The following is an 18086-nucleotide window of genomic DNA, read 5'->3' as shown; positions in this document are numbered from 1 at the left end:
GATGTTGATAAGCATGCAGCGATATTTCGTATCCCCCGAGAACTTCGGGGAAGACAGTGTAACCATTGGCGGTGAAGATGCCCGTCATATCGCCAGGGTGATGCGAGGCAAGGCCGGGGACAAGCTGATTGTAAGCGACGGCGTGTCCCGCGAGGCTCTGGCCGAAATTGCGTCGATCGGCGAAGGAATCGTCACCGTCTCCATTATAGAGAACATGCCGATGACGCAGGAGGCCCGTGTCAAAATTACGGTGGCCCAGAGTCTGCCTAAGGGCGACAAGATGGAAATCGTCATTCAAAAATGCACCGAGATCGGGGCGGCCTCATTCCAGCCGTTTCTATCGGAGCGTACTATTGTTCAGTACGATGAGCGCAAGGAGAGCAAGCGGCTGGACCGCTGGCGTAAGATCGCCAAGGAAGCCGCGGAGCAGGCCCACCGGAACATTGTGCCGGAAGTCGCCGCGCCGCAGACATGGAAGCAGCTGCTGAAATCGGTCGATCGCTATGATGCGGTCTATTTCTGCTATGAGAAGGAAGAAGGTCTCCAGCTGCGCTCCGCGGTTGCGCCGTGGGCGGCGCAGCTCGGAGACGCAAGTAAAGCCTCCGTATTGGTTATTGTCGGACCCGAGGGAGGCTTCAGCGAGGGTGAGTGCGGGGAGGCCGAAGCGGCGGGCGCGGTGTCTGTCGGCCTGGGCAAGCGCATTCTGCGCTGCGAGACGGCCGGAATGGTGGCCGCCGCCTGCATTTTATATGAAACCGGAGAAATGGGGGAAGCTTGAAAAATGCCATCCGTTGCTTTTTATACTTTAGGTTGTAAAGTCAACTTTTACGATACCGAAGCCATCTGGCAGCTGTTCAAACAGGAAGGCTACGAGCAGGTGGATTTCGAGGGACAGGCCGATGTTTACGTCATAAATACATGCACAGTCACCAATACGGGAGATAAAAAAAGCCGGCAAATGATCCGCCGCGCCGTCCGGCGCAATCCGGAAGCGATTGTGGCCGTTACCGGCTGCTACGCGCAGACTTCTCCGGGCGAGATTCTTGATATCCCCGGCGTCGATTTGGTCATCGGCAACCAGGACCGCGATCAGATCATCCGGCATGTGAACGGCATCCGCGAGTCGCGGCAGCCAGTCAACGCCGTACGCAACATAATGAAGACGCGGGAGTTCGAGGAGCTGGACGTGCCGGGCTTTGCTGAACGGACGAGAGCTTTTCTCAAAATTCAGGACGGCTGCAACAACTTCTGCACCTTCTGCATCATTCCGTGGTCCCGGGGGCTGTCCCGCAGCCGTGATCCGAAGAGTATTATAAAACAGGCGCATCAGCTGGTGGAGGCCGGGTACAAGGAATTTGTGCTGACCGGCATTCATACCGGCGGCTACGGCGACGATCTTGACAATTACCGCCTCGCCGACCTGCTCTGGGAGCTGGACAAGGTGGACGGAATGGAGCGCGTGCGCATCAGCTCGATTGAAGCGAGCCAGATCGACGAGAAGCTGCTGGACGTTCTGAACCGTTCGTCGAAAATGTGCCGTCATCTGCATATTCCGCTGCAGGCCGGACACAACGAAGTGCTGAAACGGATGCGCCGGAAATATACGACCGAAGAATATTTTGCCAAAATGCAGCTGATCCGCCAGGCGATGCCCGACGTTGCCATCACCACCGACGTCATCGTGGGCTTCCCGGGAGAGACGGATGAGATGTTCCGCGCGGGTTACGACTTCATGAAGGCGGTCGATTATTCGGAAATGCATGTGTTCCCTTATTCGAAGCGTACAGGCACGCCCGCGGCCCGTATGGAGGATCAGGTTGACGAGGAGATTAAGAACGACCGCGTGCAGCAGCTGATCGACTTGTCCGAGGAGATGCAGCTGGCCTATGCCCGCAGATTCGTCGGACAGACGGTCGGCGTGATCACGGAGAGATCGGCGAAAGATGCGCCCGGCCGGGATATCCAGCACGGCTTCAGCGACAACTATCTGCAGGTGCTGTTTGAAGGCGGCGATGAGCTGCAAGGCCAGCTGTGCCGCGTTAAGCTGACAGAAGCCGGCGTGAACGAGTGCAGGGGCGAGCTGGTCGGCGTTGCCGGAGAAGCTTTGCGTTCGATTTAGCCGGGAAGCCGCCGACGGTAAAATAGATCCATACAAGGCGGCCTGCTTATTGCAGCCGCCTTTCCAGCCTTGACCATACAGGCAGATAACATAAGGGAAGCGCCAGCAGCGAGCAGGCGACGTTGAACAGGGTCTGCGCGTGCGCGATTTGAGCGGCGGGTCCCCCGCCGATCCACGCGGCGGTCTCCTGGAGCAGACCGGTCAGGGGCAGGAACAGAGCCGCGCCGCCGACATTGAGCGCAACATGCGACCATGCGACGAAGACGCCGGACGGGCTGCCGCCGATGGAAGCGATGACCGCGGTGACGCAGGTGCCAACATTGGCGCCCAGTACGATGGCGATGCCGAGCTCGGGAGGCAGCGCCCCGGAAGCGGCGACGCCCATAGCCATGCCGATGACGGCGCTGCTGCTGTGCAGAAGCGCCGTCAGGCAGGCCCCGGCGGCAAAGCCCCACAGGACGTTCTCCGCCGCCCGGCCCAGGAACCAGCCGAAGAGGCCGCTCTCCTGCAGCGCAGGGCCGATGGACTGCATGACGGAGATGCCCCACAGCACGAGCGCGAAACCGGCGATCGCCAGACTGGCGAACTGAAGAGGCAGGGCGAATTTGCGTCCTGCTTCCGCGAGACGCGAGTTATATGGCGGAAGCTCGCCAAGCGTAACGGCTGCGGCCCATATGGCGAGCGAGGCCGCCAGTAGCGGAGCGGCGAACCGGCCGATTTGCAGGCCGATGAGCTCCGTCGTCAGGCAGGTTCCGATATTGCTGCCGAGTATAATCCCAAGCGTCCGGGCGTAGGTCAGCAGGCCGGCGTTGACCATGCCGATCGACAGAACCGTTACGGCGGTGCTGCTTTGAAGAACGGCAGTGAGCAGGGTGCTGGAGGCCACGCCCATAAGGGGTGTGGCCGTCGCCTTATTCAGGAAGCCGGTAAGCAGCGGACCGGCCAGCTTGGAGAGCGCGGTCTCCATCAGCTTCATCCCGGCAAGGAAAATAACAATGCCGTATAATACAGGGAACAGCACTTCGCGAATCATGGCAGCGGTTCTCCTTTTTTTTAAAATACAAGAATTTATAAGTTTCACGCTTATCAAAGACCTTGTAATTCTACGAGAAACGATGCCGTCCTTAAAAGGACGGTGAAGCCGTTTCTTCTTGGCAGGTTGTACACCAATATATGAATGAAGCAACCGGGACATGACTGAGGTCAGGGTCCTATATTAAACAAACAACTGGGAGTTGAGGTTAGTGGCATCGGTTATTTTACAGCGCGGCCGCAAAAAAAGGCTGGAAGCGGGACATCCGTGGATTTTCGGCAACGAAGTGGAAACGGTGGAGGGAAATCCCGAAGAAGGAGGGCTGGTGGACGTCCTCAGCCATCAAAGAAAATATTTGGCAACCGGATATTACAATCCGGCATCGCAGATCCGGATCAGAGTCGTGTCGCACAAGCCGCTTGCGGCGATGGATACGGCCTTTTTCGCGGAGCGGTTTGCCCGCTGTCTGAATCACCGCGAGCGGTTTCTTGGCGGGGAGAACGCCTATAGGCTGGTGTATGGGGAGGCCGATTTTCTGCCGGGACTGATTGTCGACCGCTTCGGCGACGTGCTCGTCGTGCAGCTGCTGACGCTTGGAATGGACAAGCGCCGCGCCGAAATCGTCGAAGCGTTAGTGCAAGTTCTGGAGCCGAACGGCATCTACGAGCGCAGCGATGTCGGCGTGCGCGAGCTTGAGGGGCTGGAGCAGAAGACGGGGGTTCTGTACGGCGAATGCCCTCGTCATGTTACCGTGACCGAGAACGGACTAAAGCTGATTGTCGACATCGAGCAGGGCCAGAAGACGGGGTATTTCTTCGATCAGCGGGAGAACCGCGCGTCCATCGCTCCGCTGATGACAGGCTGGGGAGCGCGCAGCGGCATTACACTGCAGGAGGTTGCGGGTGAGGACGGTTTAAGACGGAAGGTTCCCGTCAACAAGAGCGGCAAAGAAGTCTCTTTTCCTTATTGGGACGGCGCCACCGTGCTCGAATGCTTCTCGCATACGGGCAGCTTTACGCTGAACGCCTGCAAATACGGAGCGAAAAAGGTCACCTGTCTCGACGTTTCCGCGCATGCGATTGAAAGCGCCAAGGCGAACGTGGAGCTGAACGGCTTCGGGGACCGGGTAGAGTTCGTCGTGGACGATGCTTTCCAGTATTTGCGCAGCCAGGTGAAAGGGCTGGAGGAACGGGCGGAACGCGCAGCCGCAAACGCTGTTGAAACTTCTCCGGAACAATCCGCAGCCAAAGCGGGAGGGAACAAATCCGCCTCAAAGACGGATACCTCCAAGCCGATGACAGCCGGAGGAGGACGTACCTGGGATGTCGTCATTCTTGATCCGCCTGCTTTTGCCAAGACAAAGAGCGCGGTTAAAGGGGCTTGCCGCGGTTACAAGGACATCAACCTGCACGGTATGAAGCTTGTGAATGAAGGCGGCTATCTGGTTACCGCAAGCTGTTCCTATCACATGCGTCCGGAGCTGTTTCTGCAGACGATCGCCGAAGCCGCCGAAGATGCAGGCAAGTTGCTGCGGCTGATCGAGTGGCGAGCAGCCGGCAAGGATCATCCGCAAATTCTGGGCGTGGACGAGGGGCATTACCTGAAGTTTGCCATTTTTGAGGTGACTTCCAAGTAAGCGCCACAGTATAGGCGTCAAGGGATTGAACGCGCCGTGATCGGTCGGTGTTTTCGTTCATCCTCTTTTTACAACGTCTAGTGAGCCAGCCTGTTGGGCGCATATCTTTGGTCATATATCTGCGAGAAACGAGCGCTGTCTTATAGGGACGGCGTTCGTTTCTTTTTGTGTGGGCTTTGTTTTCGCGCTAAGTATTGGAAGAACTGCAAACGTATGTTCCGATTCATTTTCGTATGATATAATGATAGAACGAATGACAGCCTCTGTTCGCTTCGAAGCGGCAGACTCTGCTGTCAGAACGCCCGAATTGCAGTTTTTTTGCGGAAGGAGTTTATGAAGCATGTCGGTAACGTTTCTGATCGGCCGCTCGGGAAGCGGTAAGACCACGAAAATATGGAATGCGATCTGTTCCGCTCTGCGCGAAGACCCGCTCGGCCCTCCGATTATTCAGCTGGTTCCGGAGCAGGGGTCCTTTAGCGCCGAGCAAGGTCTCCTGAGTGCCTGCGACGCTCGGGGAAGCCTGCGGGCGCAGACGCTGAGCTTTCCGCGCCTCTCCTACCGGGTGAAACAGGAAACCGGCGGCCAGGGTGGTGTTCCGATCGGCGATGAAGGCAAGAAGATGCTTCTTTACAAGATTTTGAGCCGGCGCAAGGAAGAGCTGAAGCTGTTCGGAGCTTCGTCGGACCGTCCGGGATTTGTGGACCGGTTGAGCCGGCTGCATTCCGAACTGAAGCGCTGCTGTCTCGGCGCATCCGATCTGGAGGAGCAGATGTCCCGGCTGCGGGAGTCTGCGGGCGGAAGTCCGATCCTTACCGGTAAGCTTGAGGATTTGCAGCTTGTATTCGACGATCTGGAGAAGGAAATGTCCAAGCTGTATATGGACGAAGAAGACCGGCTGGCCGAACTTGCGGAGTTGATTCCTTCCTCCTCTTTTGTTAGGGGCTCGTCCATTTTCGTAGACGGCTTCCGGGGGTTTACGGCCCGCGAGTTTATGGTGCTGCGCCAATTGATGCTGCATGCCGCCGATATAACGATCGCGCTGACGCTCGACCGGCCTTTTCTAGGCGTAAACCGGCCCCATGAGCTGGATCTGTTCCATCCTTCGGCCTCCGCTTACATCAAGCTGAGAGGAATGGCGGAAGAACTCGGCGGGGATGTCAGGGACGAAGTGCTGGCGCCTGCGGCGCTGCCGCGCTTTGCAGAGGCTCCCGCTTTGGCGCATCTGGAGCGGGGCTTTGACCGCAGGCTGGTGTACCGGGGACCGGAGTCCGTGGAGGGGGCAATTACGATCCGGGCGGGCGTGAACAAACGGGCGGAGATTGAAGGCGCGCTGCGAGAGATGATGAGGCTGGCGCGCGAAGAAGGAGCGAAGTACGGCGAAATGGCCGTGTTCGTCCGCAAGCTGGAGGATTACGATTACCTCGTGCCTGCGCTTTTCCGTGATTACAGCGTACCGTTCTTCCTGGACCGCAAGGCAGGCGAGCTGCATCATCCGCTGGTGGAGTTTATCCGTTCGTCGCTGGACATCGTCCGCCGCCGCTGGCGGTATGAGGATGTGTTCCGGTGCATAAAGACGGATTTTCTGCTTCCGCCGGACGGCAGCTTGACCAGGGACGATATGGATACCCTGGAAAACTACGTTCTTGCCTGCGGCATTCAAGGCTACCGCTGGACCGACAAGAATTACAAATGGAAGGCGATCCCGAGCCTGTCGCTGGAAGGCGGAGGAAAGACTGACGACAGACTGGTGCCGCTGATGGAAGCATGCCGGGAGGCGGTGACCGGGCCGCTGAAAGCTTTTGAACAGCGAATCAAGAAGAGCCGCAGCGGCGAGGACTTATGCAGAGCGGTATTCGAACTGCTGGAAGACACCGCCGCAGCCCGGAAGCTGGAATACATGGGCGCAGCGGCATTGGAAGAAGGAAGAACGCAGGACGCCCGGGAGCACCGGCAGCTGTGGCGAGCCGTCCTCGATCTGTTGGATCAGATTGTGGAGATGATGGGCGAAGAGGCATTAAGCTTCGACATGTTCGCCGGCATTTTGGAAACGGGACTTGCCGAACTGCGGATGGGGCTTGTTCCTCCTTCGCTCGATCAGGTGCTTGTCGGGACGATGGACCGGACCCGGACGTCGGGAGTCAAATATGCCTTTTTGCTCGGCTTCAATGAAGGTGTCGTACCGGCTCAGTTCCAGGAGGACGGGGTGCTGTCCGAGTCGGAGCGGTCCCTTCTGGAAGGCGCGGGCATGGAACTGGCCCCGGGTGCTTCGCGAAAATTGCTGGACGAGCGCTTCCTGATCTACAACTCGCTGACGGCGGCTTCCCGCAAGCTGTGGATCAGCTATGCGTGTACGGACGATGAGGGCAAGTCGCTGCTTCCGTCGGAGGTCATCCGCCATTTACGCCGGATGTATCCGGCGGTTGCCGAGCATCCTCTGCAGAGCCTTCCGGCATCGGCTCCGCCCGAGGAGCACCATGACTTCATCGGCCATCCGGAGCAGAGCCTGCGCATGCTGATCGTACAGCTGCGCCAATGGAAGCAGGGACAGGATATCCCGCAAATCTGGTGGGAGGTCTACAACTGGTTTGCGGAGAGCGAGGAATGGCGCCCGCGCATGCAGACGTTGATAAGCTCGCTGTTTTACCGCAATCCCGGAGTTCCCCTCAGGCGGGAAACGAGTCTGCGGTTATATGGCGGCTCTACACTGCGTGGAAGCGTCTCGCGCATGGAGAAATTCGTCTCCTGTCCGTTCTCTCATTTCGCCTCCTACGGCTTGCGTCTCAAGGAGCGCCAGCTATATAAGCTTCAGGCTCCCGATATCGGGCAGCTGTTTCACGCCGCGTTGAGCACCATGGCGACAAAGCTGCGGGACGAGGGACGAAGCTGGGGCGCTATGACCCCCGAGGAATGCCGGAATGAAGCCGGAAAGACGGTGGATATGCTGTCTCCGATGCTTCAGGGAGAGATTTTGATGAGTTCCAAGCGTTACGGCTATATTTCGCGCAAGCTTAAGAATATTGTCGGGCGGGCTTCCGTTATTCTCGGGGAGCATGCGCGCCGGGGCAGCTTCGACACCGCTTTTCTAGAGCTGGATTTCGGTCCGGGCAAGTCGCTGCCGCCCCTGCGCATCCAGCTGCCGAACGGCTGCCTGATGGAAGTTGTAGGAAGGATCGACCGCGTCGATACCGCGGAGGGCGAGAACGGGATATTGCTCCGGGTCATCGATTATAAATCAAGCCGCAAGGACCTTAAGCTGCATGAAGTGTACTACGGGTTGTCGCTGCAGATGCTGACCTACCTGGACGTGCTGCTGACCTATGCCGAGGAGTGGCTTGGAGAGCCCGCATTCCCGGCGGGAACACTGTATTTTCACGTCCATGATCCGCTGCTATCGTCGCCTAACGGCATGAACCGGGAGCAGGCGCAGCAGGAGCTGCTGAAGCGGTTCAAGATGAAGGGTCTGCTCATGGCGGACCGAGAGGTCGTCTCACTCATGGATACGAGTCTGGACAAGGGGCATTCCAGCATCGTGCCGGTTGCATTGAAGAGCGACGGCAGCTTCTACAGCAGCGCCTCCGTTGCCACGCCCGAGCAGTGGGACCGCCTGCTGTCTTCAGTAAGAGGGACGATCACGGAGATCGGAACCCGTATTACGGAAGGGGACGTGGCTATCACGCCTTACAGGATTCAGCAGGAGACTGCGTGCACGTTCTGTTCGTACAGGGCGGTGTGCCAGTTCGACGAGGCCGTGGAGGGCAACGGATACAAGCATTTGGGCAAGCCGGGCAAAGACGCAATCTGGGAGATGCTGTCCCGCAAAGACGAAGGAGGAAACAGACCGTGATCATGCCGGCAAAACCGGAAGGAAGCATATGGAGCGACGATCAATGGCGGGCCATCGCGGAGAGCGGGGACGACATTCTTGTGGCGGCTGCGGCCGGCTCCGGCAAGACCGCTGTGCTCGTCGAGCGGATCATCCGCAAAATCGGCGACGAAAGCAGCGGCTTCAGAGTGGACCGGCTGCTGGTGGCGACTTTTACCAAAGCGGCCGCGTCCGAGATGCGGCAGCGCATCCGTGAGGCGCTGGACCGTAAGCTGGAGCAAGATCCGGACAACGCCCATTTGCGGCGCCAGCTGGCGCTGCTTGGCAGAGCCTCGATCACGACGCTGCACTCCTTCTGCCTTGAGGTCATCCGGCGCTATTATCAACTGATTCCGCTGGACCCCGGTTTCCGCATTCTGAATGAACATGAAGCGGAGATCATGCGCCAGGAAATCCTTGAGGAGCTGTTCGAGGAAAAATATGAAGAGGCCGGCGAAGACGGCGTGTTCGTGCAATTGGCGGACTGGTTCAGCGGGGAGCGCACCGATGACGCCGTGCATGCGCTCGTTCAGCGGCTGCATGATTTTGCGCGAAGCCATCCGTGGCCGGAGGAGTGGCTGCGAGAAACGGCTGCGGGCTTCTCGCTGCCGGATACCGAAGCCTTGTCCCGCACCCCCTGGGTGCGGAGCATACTCGAGGAGGCGGGGCTGGCGCTGTCTGCCGCAGCCAGCCAACTGGAGCGGGGACGGCAAATCGCCCTTCAGCCCGGCGGACCCACGCCATACGCCGATAATCTGGCGGCGGATTTGGATATGGTTGAAGGGCTGCGGCAGGCCGTGGAAGAGAGGCCTTGGGCCGAGCTCTACGACCTGTTCAGCGGCGCCTCATTTGGAAAGCTGAAGCCGTGCAAGAAAGACGCGACCGATCCCGCTCTGCAGGAGACCGTCAAGGGTCTGCGGGACGAAGTCAAGAAGATCATCGGCGAGCTGCAGAACTCGCTGTTCGGACGTCCGGCGGACGCGTTCCTCCGGGAGCTGCATGAAGCGGCTCCGCTGATGACGGAACTGGCGGAAACGGTGATCCTGTTCGGTGAGCGTTACCGTGCGGAGAAAGCGGGCAAAGGGCTGGTCGATTTCAGTGACCTGGAGCATTACTGCCTGGCAATTCTGCGCCACACTGATTCGGCGGCGGGCTATTCCATGCCTTCGGATGCCGCACTGGAGTACCGGGCACAGTTCGACGAGGTGCTGCTTGACGAATATCAGGATACGAACAGTGTCCAAGAAGAAATTGTGCGGCTGATTTCGAGAGAAGATCCGGGCAACCGGTTCATGGTAGGCGATATGAAGCAGAGCATTTACCGCTTTCGCCTCGCGGAGCCGGGATTGTTCCTGGACAAGTACCGCAGCTATGGCAAGAGCGGATTCAAAGAGGAACACAAGCGGGAAAGTCTGGGAACGGACGAATCTGGCAGCACAGCGGTAAGCGAGGCTGAAACCGGAGAGAAAAAAGGAATTGTCATCGATCTGTCGCGAAATTTTCGCAGCCGGATGGAGGTCGTTAACGCCGTCAATATGCTGTTCCGCCAGATTATGAACGAAACGGTGGCCGAAATCGCCTACGATGAGCGGGCGGAGCTTGTATACGGCGCTAACTTTCCCGGCGCGGCAGACAAGGGGCCGGATACGTATTTTGCTCCGGAACTGCTGCTGATCGACCGGGGCAGCTCCAAAGGCCTGCCGGAGGAAAGGGCCGAAGACGGGGAAGCGGAGACGGCTGAAAGCGAATTGATCGAAAGCGAAACGGCTCAGCTGGAAGCCCGCGCCATCGCCCGGCGGATTATCCGTATGACGGGCATGGATGGCGGCGAGCCGCTGCAGATTTATGACAAGGGACTTGGAACGATGCGCCCGGTTGCTTACGGCGACATTGTGATTTTGCTCCGTTCCGCAAGCCTGTGGGCGCCGCTGATGATGGAAGAGCTAAGGCTGGAGGGCATTCCGGCCTATGGCGACCAGAATAGGGGCTATTTTCAGGCGACCGAAGTCGAGGTCATTCTCTCCCTGCTGAAAGTCGTCGACAATCCTCAGCAGGACATCCCGCTGGCCGGAACGCTGCGCTCGCCTGTCGTCGGTCTGACCGAAGAAGAATTGGCGAAGGTGCGCCTGTGCGGCGTAGGCTCGTTTTATGACGCGGTAATCGCGGCGGTCTCGGGAGGCCTAACGGCGGGCGGCGCGGGAAGCGCAGGGCAGGAAGCTGCTCATGCTGCCGTGAAGGCAGACGAGATTACGGCCGGCTTCGGGAGCGTAATCGGAAACGAAGTCGGCGGAGCATTCGACGTTCGGGGCGGCGCCGAAAACGCGGCGGAGACGGCGGCTGCCGGTGAGATGGTAAACGCTGAGCTGACGGTGTCCGGTGAGTCGGAAACCGCCGGTCCATCCATTTCCGTCAGTCTCCGAAATAAGCTGAACCGGTTTCTCGAACAGCTCGAGGGCTGGCGCGACGAGGCGCGCCAAGGCGACGTAAGCGGCCTGATCTGGCGCATTTACCGAGAGAGCGGATATCTGGAATGGATCGGCGGGCTACCCGGGGGCGCCCAGCGTCAGAGCAATCTTAAAGCGCTATACGACCGGGCGGTTCAATTCGAGAACGATACCTCGGCCCGCGGCTTGTTCCGGTTCCTGGTGTTCATATCCCGGCTCCGGGAGAACGGCGGAGATTTGGGCGCGGCCGGCGGAAGCGGCGAACAGGGCGAAGGCGTCCGGATCATGACGATCCATAAGAGCAAAGGTCTTGAGTTTCCGGTCGTTTTTCTTGCCGGAATGTCCAAGGGCTTCAACCGGCAGGATCTTTATGCGCCGTTTCTGATGCACAAGGAGCTCGGCTTCGGCCCGCGCTTTCTGGAACGGGAGACCCGGGTCAGCTATCCGACGCTGCCCTATCTCGCCATCGGCCGCCGTTCGCGGCTGGAGCTGTTGGCGGAGGAAATGCGGGTGCTGTATGTGGGGCTTACACGCCCGCGCGACAAGATGATTCTCGTCGGAACCGTCCGGGATCTTGCGGGCAAAGCGGCGAACTGGATGTCGTCGGGCGCCGGAGAAGATCAACTGCTGCCCGATCATCTACTCGCCCGGGGACGCAGCTATCTGGATTGGGTGGGCCCGGCGTTGATCCGGCACCCCGGGGCGGCGATTCTGCGGAAAATCGCCGGTAAGGAAGGAGCGGCTCCGCTTACCTTGCGTGGCGATCTGTCCAACTGGAGCGTCAGCGTCCTGCCATCCTCCGAACTGGAAGCGGGCGCGCTAACAGTCAAGGAGGGCGGCGAAGACGGAGAAGAAGCGAGAAGAACGGCGCTTCATGAACTGAGACGGGGGGTTCCGGTTAAGGCTTATGACGGGATAAAGGCCGGAGCGGCCGAGCGGCTGTCATGGCGTTACCCTTATGAGGCGGCTGCCGGTATTCCGGCCAAGACTTCCGTTACAGAATTGAAATCCCTGTTGTCTTTGCAAGATCAACCTTCGTTCGACCTATTGGAAGAACAACTTCCCAGAGCGCGGGAGCGCAGCTCCGGCGCCGCCGACAGCCTGCATTTGCGGCGTCCGAGGTTCATGGAACAGCGCGGCGTAACCCCGGCGGAACGCGGGACGGTATACCATACCGTCATGCAGCATATTCCGTTGGAGGGCGAGGTTGGCCTTGCCGAAGTGCAGGAGACGCTGGAAAGGCTGGTGCAGCTTTGTATTTTGACGGAAGAACAAGCGGCGGCGGTCGAGCCGGATAAAGCAGCGGCTTTTTACGACCATCCGCTCGGTCGCAGGCTGCTCGCTTCTCCGTGGAAGAGAAGGGAAATGCCTTTCAGCTATATGGTGCCCGCTTCCGAAGCCTACCGGGGTCTTCAGGCTCTGGACAAGGCATCCTCGGAGCTGCCTGGAGAGAGCGGCACAGCCTCTCCTTCCGTATTAATCCAAGGGGTTATCGACTGTCTGTTCCGAGAGGAAGGGCGGTTGATCTTGCTGGATTACAAGAGCGACGCGGTTCTTGAGCATAGAGGCGGACTGGAAGCTCTGGAAGAGAAATACCGCTACCAGCTCAGTCTGTATTCAGAGGCGCTGGGTGATATTTTGGGTGAAGAGATCGCTGAGGCATGGCTGTATTTCTTTGACGGCGGCCATGCCGTCCGAGTATAAGGTTGACGCTGCCAGACGACAGTGGACCAGTCCCGGCTATACCGTGAACCTGCTATACGGTGAATCGGCTATACGGTGAATTGGCTATGCCATGAATCGGCTATACCTTGAACCACCCATAACCGTGAACTCGCACCATTAAACAAGGATCTGCGGCAAGGGGCAATTGACTTCAGGTTTATGCTATTTGGCAATTTATGATATTTAAATTCGCCCGGCAGGGGCGGGAAAGAGGCGGGAACATGCGGATTTTGCATACGGGCGACTGGCATTTGGGCCGTACGCTGGAGGGAAGAAGCAGGCAGAAGGAGCAGGAGGCGTTTATTGATGAGTTGGTCGCCATTGCCGAGGAGGAACGGGTGGACCTCATAATGATGGCAGGGGACGTCTACGACTCGGTCAACCCTCCGGCTGCGGCCGAGCAGCTGTTCTACGAAGCGGCCTCAAGACTTGCCTCCGGCGGAAGGCAGCTGGTCGTAATTGCCGGCAACCATGACCAGCCCGAGCGGGTATCCTCCGTGTCCCCGCTTGTCTTCGGACACGGCATCACGCTTGTCGGCCTGCCCGCAAGCAATCCGGTGACGGTCCGGGTGGCCCGTACTGGAGAAACCGCGCGTATCGCGGCTCTTCCGTATCCTTCCGAAGCCCGCCTTGGCGAGCTCCTGGCCGAAGACAGCGACGAAGCCGGACTGCGGCTCGCTTACAGCGCGCGCGTAGGCCGCCTGATGCAGCTTCTGTCCCGGGAATTCACGCCTGACACGGTTAATCTGGCGATGAGCCACATTTATGTGCTGGGCGGCGTGGAGAGCGACTCCGAGCGTCCGATCCAGGTCGGCGGGGCGTATACCGTCGATCCTTCAGCGTTGGCATGCGGGGCGCAGTATACGGCGCTCGGCCACCTCCACCGGCCTCAGAAGGTCAAGGGAGAAGGGATGATCCGCTACAGCGGTTCTCCGCTGGCGTACAGCTTTTCGGAGGCGGGTCAAGCCAAGTCCGTGACGATGCTGGATCTCTCGCCGGGAGCGGAGGCGAAGCCGGAAGAAATTCTGCTCCGGTGCGGCCGTCCCCTGGTGGAGTGGGATTGTGCAGACGGATTGGATGAAGTGTACCGGTGGCTGGACGAGGGCAGAGACGCCAATGCGTTCATCGATCTGAGAATCCGCCTGAGCGAGGCGCTGTCGATGGGAGATATTCAGCGGCTGCGCAAGTCGCGGGAAGGTATCGTACATATCCGGCCGGTATACCCGGAGATGGAGAAGGAACTGGAAGCGTCCCTCCGCTCCCGGATGCCGGTGCAGGAGCTGTTCAGAAAGTTCTATCAACGCCAGACCGGGGGAGCGGAGCCTGAGGACAGCCTTGTGGAGCTGTTTCTGGAACTGGCGGAGGAAGATCGTGACGGACAGGAGGCGGACGATACGAGATGAAGCCGATACTATTGAAAGTAAGCGGGCTGCAGAGCTACCGCGAAAGTCAGGAGATCGATTTTTTGGGCTTGTGCGAGACCGGGCTGTTCGGCATCTTCGGACCGACGGGCAGCGGTAAATCAAGCCTGCTCGACGCGATTACCCTGGCGATGTACGGCAAGGTGGAACGGGCAGTGAACGGGACGCAGGGGATCATGAATCATTCCGAGGATTCCCTTGCCGTGGCGTTTACCTTCGAGCTGGCTTCCTCCGAAGGGTCGCACCGCTACCGGGTAGAGCGAAGATTCAAACGGACAGGAGAACAGTCCGTCAGCAATTCGGTGAGCCGCTTCATCGAGATTGGCCCGGACGGAGAGACCGTAGTGGCGGACAAGCTCGCGGAGGTGACGCGCTGCGTCGAGGACAAAATCGGGCTAAAGATGGACGATTTCACCCGGGCCGTCGTCCTTCCTCAGGGCAAGTTCGCCGAGTTTCTGTCCCTTCGCGGCGTAGACCGCAGACAGATGCTTCAGCGTCTGTTCCATTTGGAGCAGTATGGCGACCAGCTGGCGCTGAAGCTCAGCCGCCGGGTCAAGGAGAACGAAGCGGCGCTGCGCGCTGTGGAGGCAGAGCAGCAGGGTCTGGGCAGCGCCGGAGCGGAGGATGTGCAGGCAGCCGAGGAGCGTCTTGCTGAGGCTGTCCGCCATGCCGCCGAATGCCGAGAGCGATTGGAGGCGGCGACCGGCCGCTTCGAGCGGTTCGGCAGAATCCGCGAGCTGCAGGAGGAACGCACCCGTCGGGAGGTGCAGCTGCTGGAGTTACGGGCGCGGGAGGAGCAGATAGCCTCCCTTGAGTCGCGGCTTCTTAAAGGCGACGAAGCCACGAAGATCGCTCCCGCGCTGAAGGCATGGAGAAGCGCGGAGGAGACCTGGCGCACCCGGGCCGCGGCGGCGGATCGGCTGGAGACGCATCTTGCGGCGTCCGAGCAGGAAGCCGCCCGGGCCGGAGAGGCCGAGCAGCAGGCGCATGGAGCGCTCGCGGCGGAAGAGCCGGCCCTGCGGGAACGCGAAGGCCGGCTGCGCCAGGCGCTCGAGCTGGAAGCCGAGCTCGCCGGGCTGCGGCGCGAGCTCGCGGCGCTTGCCGAGCGCAAGGGCGAGGCGTCCCGCGGGCTGGAAGCCTCGCGGGAGACGCTGGCGCGGGAGCGTGAGCTTTTGGCCAAGGGCCAAAAGCGGCAGCAGGAGCTGCAGCGCAGCCTCCTGCCGCTCGAGGTCCGCTCCCAGGAGCGGCAGGCTCTGCAGGAAGCGATGCAGAGCCTGCAGGGATTGCGCTCCGCCGAGTCCCAATGGGAGCAGGCGGAGCGGGAACGGCTTGAGCGCGCCGCTGCGCTCGGCGCGGTCCGCAGCCGCCTCGCGGAGGCCGAGGCGGCCGGGGTACGGCTGGCCGAAGCGCGCGCAGCCGCCGTGAGGGACGCCGCCCTGCATCTAGAGCGGGCGGCGTCCGCGGAGGATGCCGCAGCCGCCATTGCCGGGCGGCTGGAACAGCATTGCGCGGAGCTGGAAGCCGCGCTCCGGGAGCGGGAGTTGCACCGGCTGTCGCTATCGCTCTCCCGCGAGCTGCAGGACGGGGCTCCGTGCCCCGTTTGCGGCAGCAGCCACCATCCGGCCCCGGCGTCGCTGCGGGACGGGGGAGAAGATCCGGCTGAGGAGCGAAAGCTGCAGGAGGCGAAGGTGCTGGCGGGCCGTGCGCTTGAAGCGCGGGCCGGGCTGCGGAGCCTGCGGGAGCAGGACCGCGCCTGGCTGGAGCAGGCGTACGGTGAATCCGGCTCTTTCTCCGGGATTCCCGCGGCGGCAGGCGCTTCACTGGCCGGAACCGGGCAAGGCGTATCCGGCTCAAGCCAAGCTGCTGCGGCCCTGAGCCGGGAGGCTGTCTCCGGCTTAACTGAATCTGCTCCGGACACGGACCGGAAGCCTGTCTTTGGCGCGGCGGCAGCCGGAGGCGAAGCTGCTTCCGCATGGCCGGCAGCATCCGGCGTGGCGGAGCTGGAAGAACAGCTTGCCGGTTTGCAGAGCCGCTCTAAGGAGCTGCGCCGCGAGGCTGCGCAGTGGCAGGAGGAAGACCGCCGGTCGCAGCAGCGTCTCTTGAAAGAAGCGGCCGAAGCCGAAGCCGCACGGAGCTGGGAGGAGCAGACAGCTGCCAAGGCGGAGGAATTGAAGCGGCAGTTCTCGGCTTTGCGCCAGGAATGGGAGCGGCGGTTTCCGCAGCTTGCGCCGGGGGAAGCTGAGTATGCCTACGGCGGTCTGCGTCGCAAGGACGAAGAAGCCGAGAAAATCCGGGGCAGACTGGACATCAGCGTGAAGTTTCTGGAAGAGAAGAGCGCCTCCGCCCAGATGCTGCAGGAAAGAATAGCTGGGCTGGATAAGGAGCTTGCCGCTTGGACGGCTCAGCATACGGGCAAAGAGGAACTGCTGGGCGAGAAAGAGCGGCGGCTGCAGCAGTGGACCGAAGGCCGTTCCGCCGGTACCCTCATGGCCGAATGCGAGCGGCGCCTGCAGGAGCTTCAGACAGCCGCAGAGGAAGGCAGACGCCGTCACCGGGCCGCTGCGGACCGGGCGCAGCAGGATGCCAGAGAGGCGGCGATCGCCCGCCAGGCGGCGGATTCGGCCCGCGAGCACTGCGATGCCGCGGCTGCGAACTGGGAAGAATGCCTTGCTTCTTCGCCGTTCGCTTCGGCTGATGAAGCAGAAGCGGCAGCGCTGGATGACGGAGAACGCGAAGCGGCATTCGCGCGTGTGCGGACGCACCGCGACGGCGAGGCGGAAGTCAAGGTTCAGCTTCGCCACATCGATGAGAAGCTTGGCGGAGCCTCGCTGACCGAGGACGAGTGGCGGGAATGCGAGACGAATCTTCGGCGGTGCAAGGAGGATGACGAAGCGGCGCTGCAGGCCAAGGCCCGGGGAGAACGGGATCTGGAGGATTTGCGCCAAAGGCATATCCGGTGGACAGTGCTAGAGAACTTGCGGGATGAGCACGAGAGCCTGCAGAGCCGTCTGTCCAAGCTGCAGTCCTGTCTGCGCGGCAACGCTTTCGTCGAATATATCGCGGAAGAGCAGCTGATGCAGGTATGCCAGGCGGCTTCGCAGCGTCTGCGCTTCTTGAGCAGACAGCGCTATGCGCTGGAGGTCGATTCCGGCGGCGGCTTTGTCATCCGCGACGACGGAAACGGAGGAGTTAAGCGGCCGGTATCGACTTTGTCGGGCGGCGAGACGTTCCTGACCTCTCTGTCGCTTGCGCTTGCATTGTCCGCGCAGATTCAGCTTCGGGGTCAGTATCCGCTGCAATTTTTCTTCCTGGACGAGGGCTTTGGCACGCTGGACCCCGAACTGCTGGATACCGTGATCACATCGCTTGAACGGCTGCATAACGACAGGCTGTCTGTCGGCATTATCAGCCACGTTCCCGAGCTTCGGGCAAGGCTTGCCCGCAAGCTGATTGTGGTTCCTGCTTTGCCGGGCGGAGAGGGTTCCCGCATACTTTTTGAAAAAAATTAAAATCGGGCAGGGGGTTGTGATAACTGTCACAGAGACAGCAACACCCCCCTGTTATAATACAGCTAAGCCGACATCATTTGAAACACCTCGGCGGACGTATGACTGGGAAATCCTTCCTTTTCATACGTCCGCCGCCGAATCAGCTTTATCAGCTGTGAAGGGTGTTTCTTTTTTTTTTGCCTATTTTCCGGAGGGAATGAAATTTTATATCACTGTATCTGGTACAGCTGCAGCAACCGCAATTCGGCAATGGGTAAGCCGTATATTTTCGGCAGCGCGTCCCTTCGCTTTCGAAAAAGGACAATTTCCTGTATGATAAATGAATAATGACGACGGC

General features: G+C 60.2%; 9 protein-coding genes. 8 read left to right on the top strand and 1 reads right to left on the bottom strand.

All coding sequences use genetic code 11. The features are described 5' to 3' along the window. Window positions 1-13: 13 nt before the first annotated feature. Window positions 14-778 carry a 16S rRNA (uracil(1498)-N(3))-methyltransferase gene (locus tag EH198_RS11790; protein ID WP_124695735.1) on the top strand — a complete coding sequence of 255 codons (765 nt, stop codon included), beginning with the start codon at window positions 14-16 and terminating at the stop codon, window positions 776-778. A gap of 3 nt (window positions 779-781) precedes the next feature. Then, entirely contained in the window at window positions 782-2119 is a 1338-nt protein-coding gene (mtaB, locus tag EH198_RS11785; RefSeq protein WP_124695734.1) for a tRNA (N(6)-L-threonylcarbamoyladenosine(37)-C(2))-methylthiotransferase MtaB, read from the top strand. Between the two features lie 46 nt (window positions 2120-2165). On the opposite strand, the gene EH198_RS11780 is transcribed toward mtaB, so the two are convergent. After that, window positions 2166-3152, bottom strand: coding sequence for a Na/Pi cotransporter family protein (locus EH198_RS11780; RefSeq protein WP_124695733.1), 987 nt, complete (start codon window positions 3150-3152; stop codon window positions 2166-2168). A 211-nt stretch (window positions 3153-3363) separates the two neighbouring features. Between EH198_RS11780 and EH198_RS11775 the strand changes: the two genes are divergently transcribed. The 6 genes from EH198_RS11775 to EH198_RS11750 all read left to right on the top strand — a co-directional run bounded on the left by EH198_RS11775 (window position 3364) and on the right by EH198_RS11750 (window position 18065). Next, the gene (locus EH198_RS11775) at window positions 3364-4788 is read left to right on the top strand and encodes a class I SAM-dependent rRNA methyltransferase (RefSeq protein WP_124695732.1); all 1425 of its coding nucleotides are present in this window, start codon (window positions 3364-3366) and stop codon (window positions 4786-4788) included. A 340-nt stretch (window positions 4789-5128) separates the two neighbouring features. Further along, window positions 5129-8632, top strand: a complete 3504-nt coding sequence (gene addB / locus EH198_RS11770; RefSeq protein WP_124695731.1) for a helicase-exonuclease AddAB subunit AddB — start codon at window positions 5129-5131, stop codon at window positions 8630-8632. Window positions 8633-8634: 2 nt separating this feature from the next. Continuing rightward, window positions 8635-12798: a UvrD-helicase domain-containing protein gene (locus EH198_RS11765; protein WP_124695822.1), complete on the top strand. Its 4164-nt coding sequence runs from the start codon at window positions 8635-8637 to the stop codon at window positions 12796-12798. A gap of 242 nt (window positions 12799-13040) precedes the next feature. Beyond that, window positions 13041-14222 carry an exonuclease SbcCD subunit D gene (locus EH198_RS11760; protein WP_124695730.1) on the top strand — a complete coding sequence of 394 codons (1182 nt, stop codon included), beginning with the start codon at window positions 13041-13043 and terminating at the stop codon, window positions 14220-14222. Beyond that, window positions 14219-17749: an AAA family ATPase gene (locus EH198_RS11755; protein ID WP_124695729.1), complete on the top strand. Its 3531-nt coding sequence runs from the start codon at window positions 14219-14221 to the stop codon at window positions 17747-17749. Before EH198_RS11760 ends, EH198_RS11755 begins: the two co-directional genes overlap by 4 nt. Beyond that, complete coding sequence (locus EH198_RS11750) at window positions 17736-18065, top strand: hypothetical protein (protein ID WP_124695728.1); 330 nt, start codon at window positions 17736-17738, stop codon at window positions 18063-18065. The genes EH198_RS11755 and EH198_RS11750 overlap by 14 nt, the downstream gene beginning before the upstream one ends. The last annotated feature ends 21 nt before the right edge of the window (window positions 18066-18086 follow it).

Origin of the sequence: Paenibacillus rhizophilus (assembly GCF_003854965.1) — a bacterium.
GTDB lineage: Bacteria > Bacillota > Bacilli > Paenibacillales > Paenibacillaceae > Paenibacillus_AQ > Paenibacillus_AQ rhizophilus.
This window is presented reverse-complemented; position numbering and strand designations above follow the sequence as displayed.

Excerpts from the sequence above, each read along its gene's own strand:
- EH198_RS11780 (WP_124695733.1), bottom strand. The coding sequence starts at position 3,152 with ATGATTCGCGAAGTGCTGTTCCCTGTATTATACGGCATTGTTATTTTC.
- EH198_RS11755 (WP_124695729.1), top strand. The coding sequence starts at position 14,219 with ATGAAGCCGATACTATTGAAAGTAAGCGGGCTGCAGAGCTACCGCGAA.
- mtaB (WP_124695734.1), top strand. The coding sequence starts at position 782 with ATGCCATCCGTTGCTTTTTATACTTTAGGTTGTAAAGTCAACTTTTAC.
- EH198_RS11790 (WP_124695735.1), top strand. The coding sequence starts at position 14 with ATGCAGCGATATTTCGTATCCCCCGAGAACTTCGGGGAAGACAGTGTA.
- addB (WP_124695731.1), top strand. The coding sequence starts at position 5,129 with ATGTCGGTAACGTTTCTGATCGGCCGCTCGGGAAGCGGTAAGACCACG.
- EH198_RS11760 (WP_124695730.1), top strand. The coding sequence starts at position 13,041 with ATGCGGATTTTGCATACGGGCGACTGGCATTTGGGCCGTACGCTGGAG.
- EH198_RS11765 (WP_124695822.1), top strand. The coding sequence starts at position 8,635 with ATGCCGGCAAAACCGGAAGGAAGCATATGGAGCGACGATCAATGGCGG.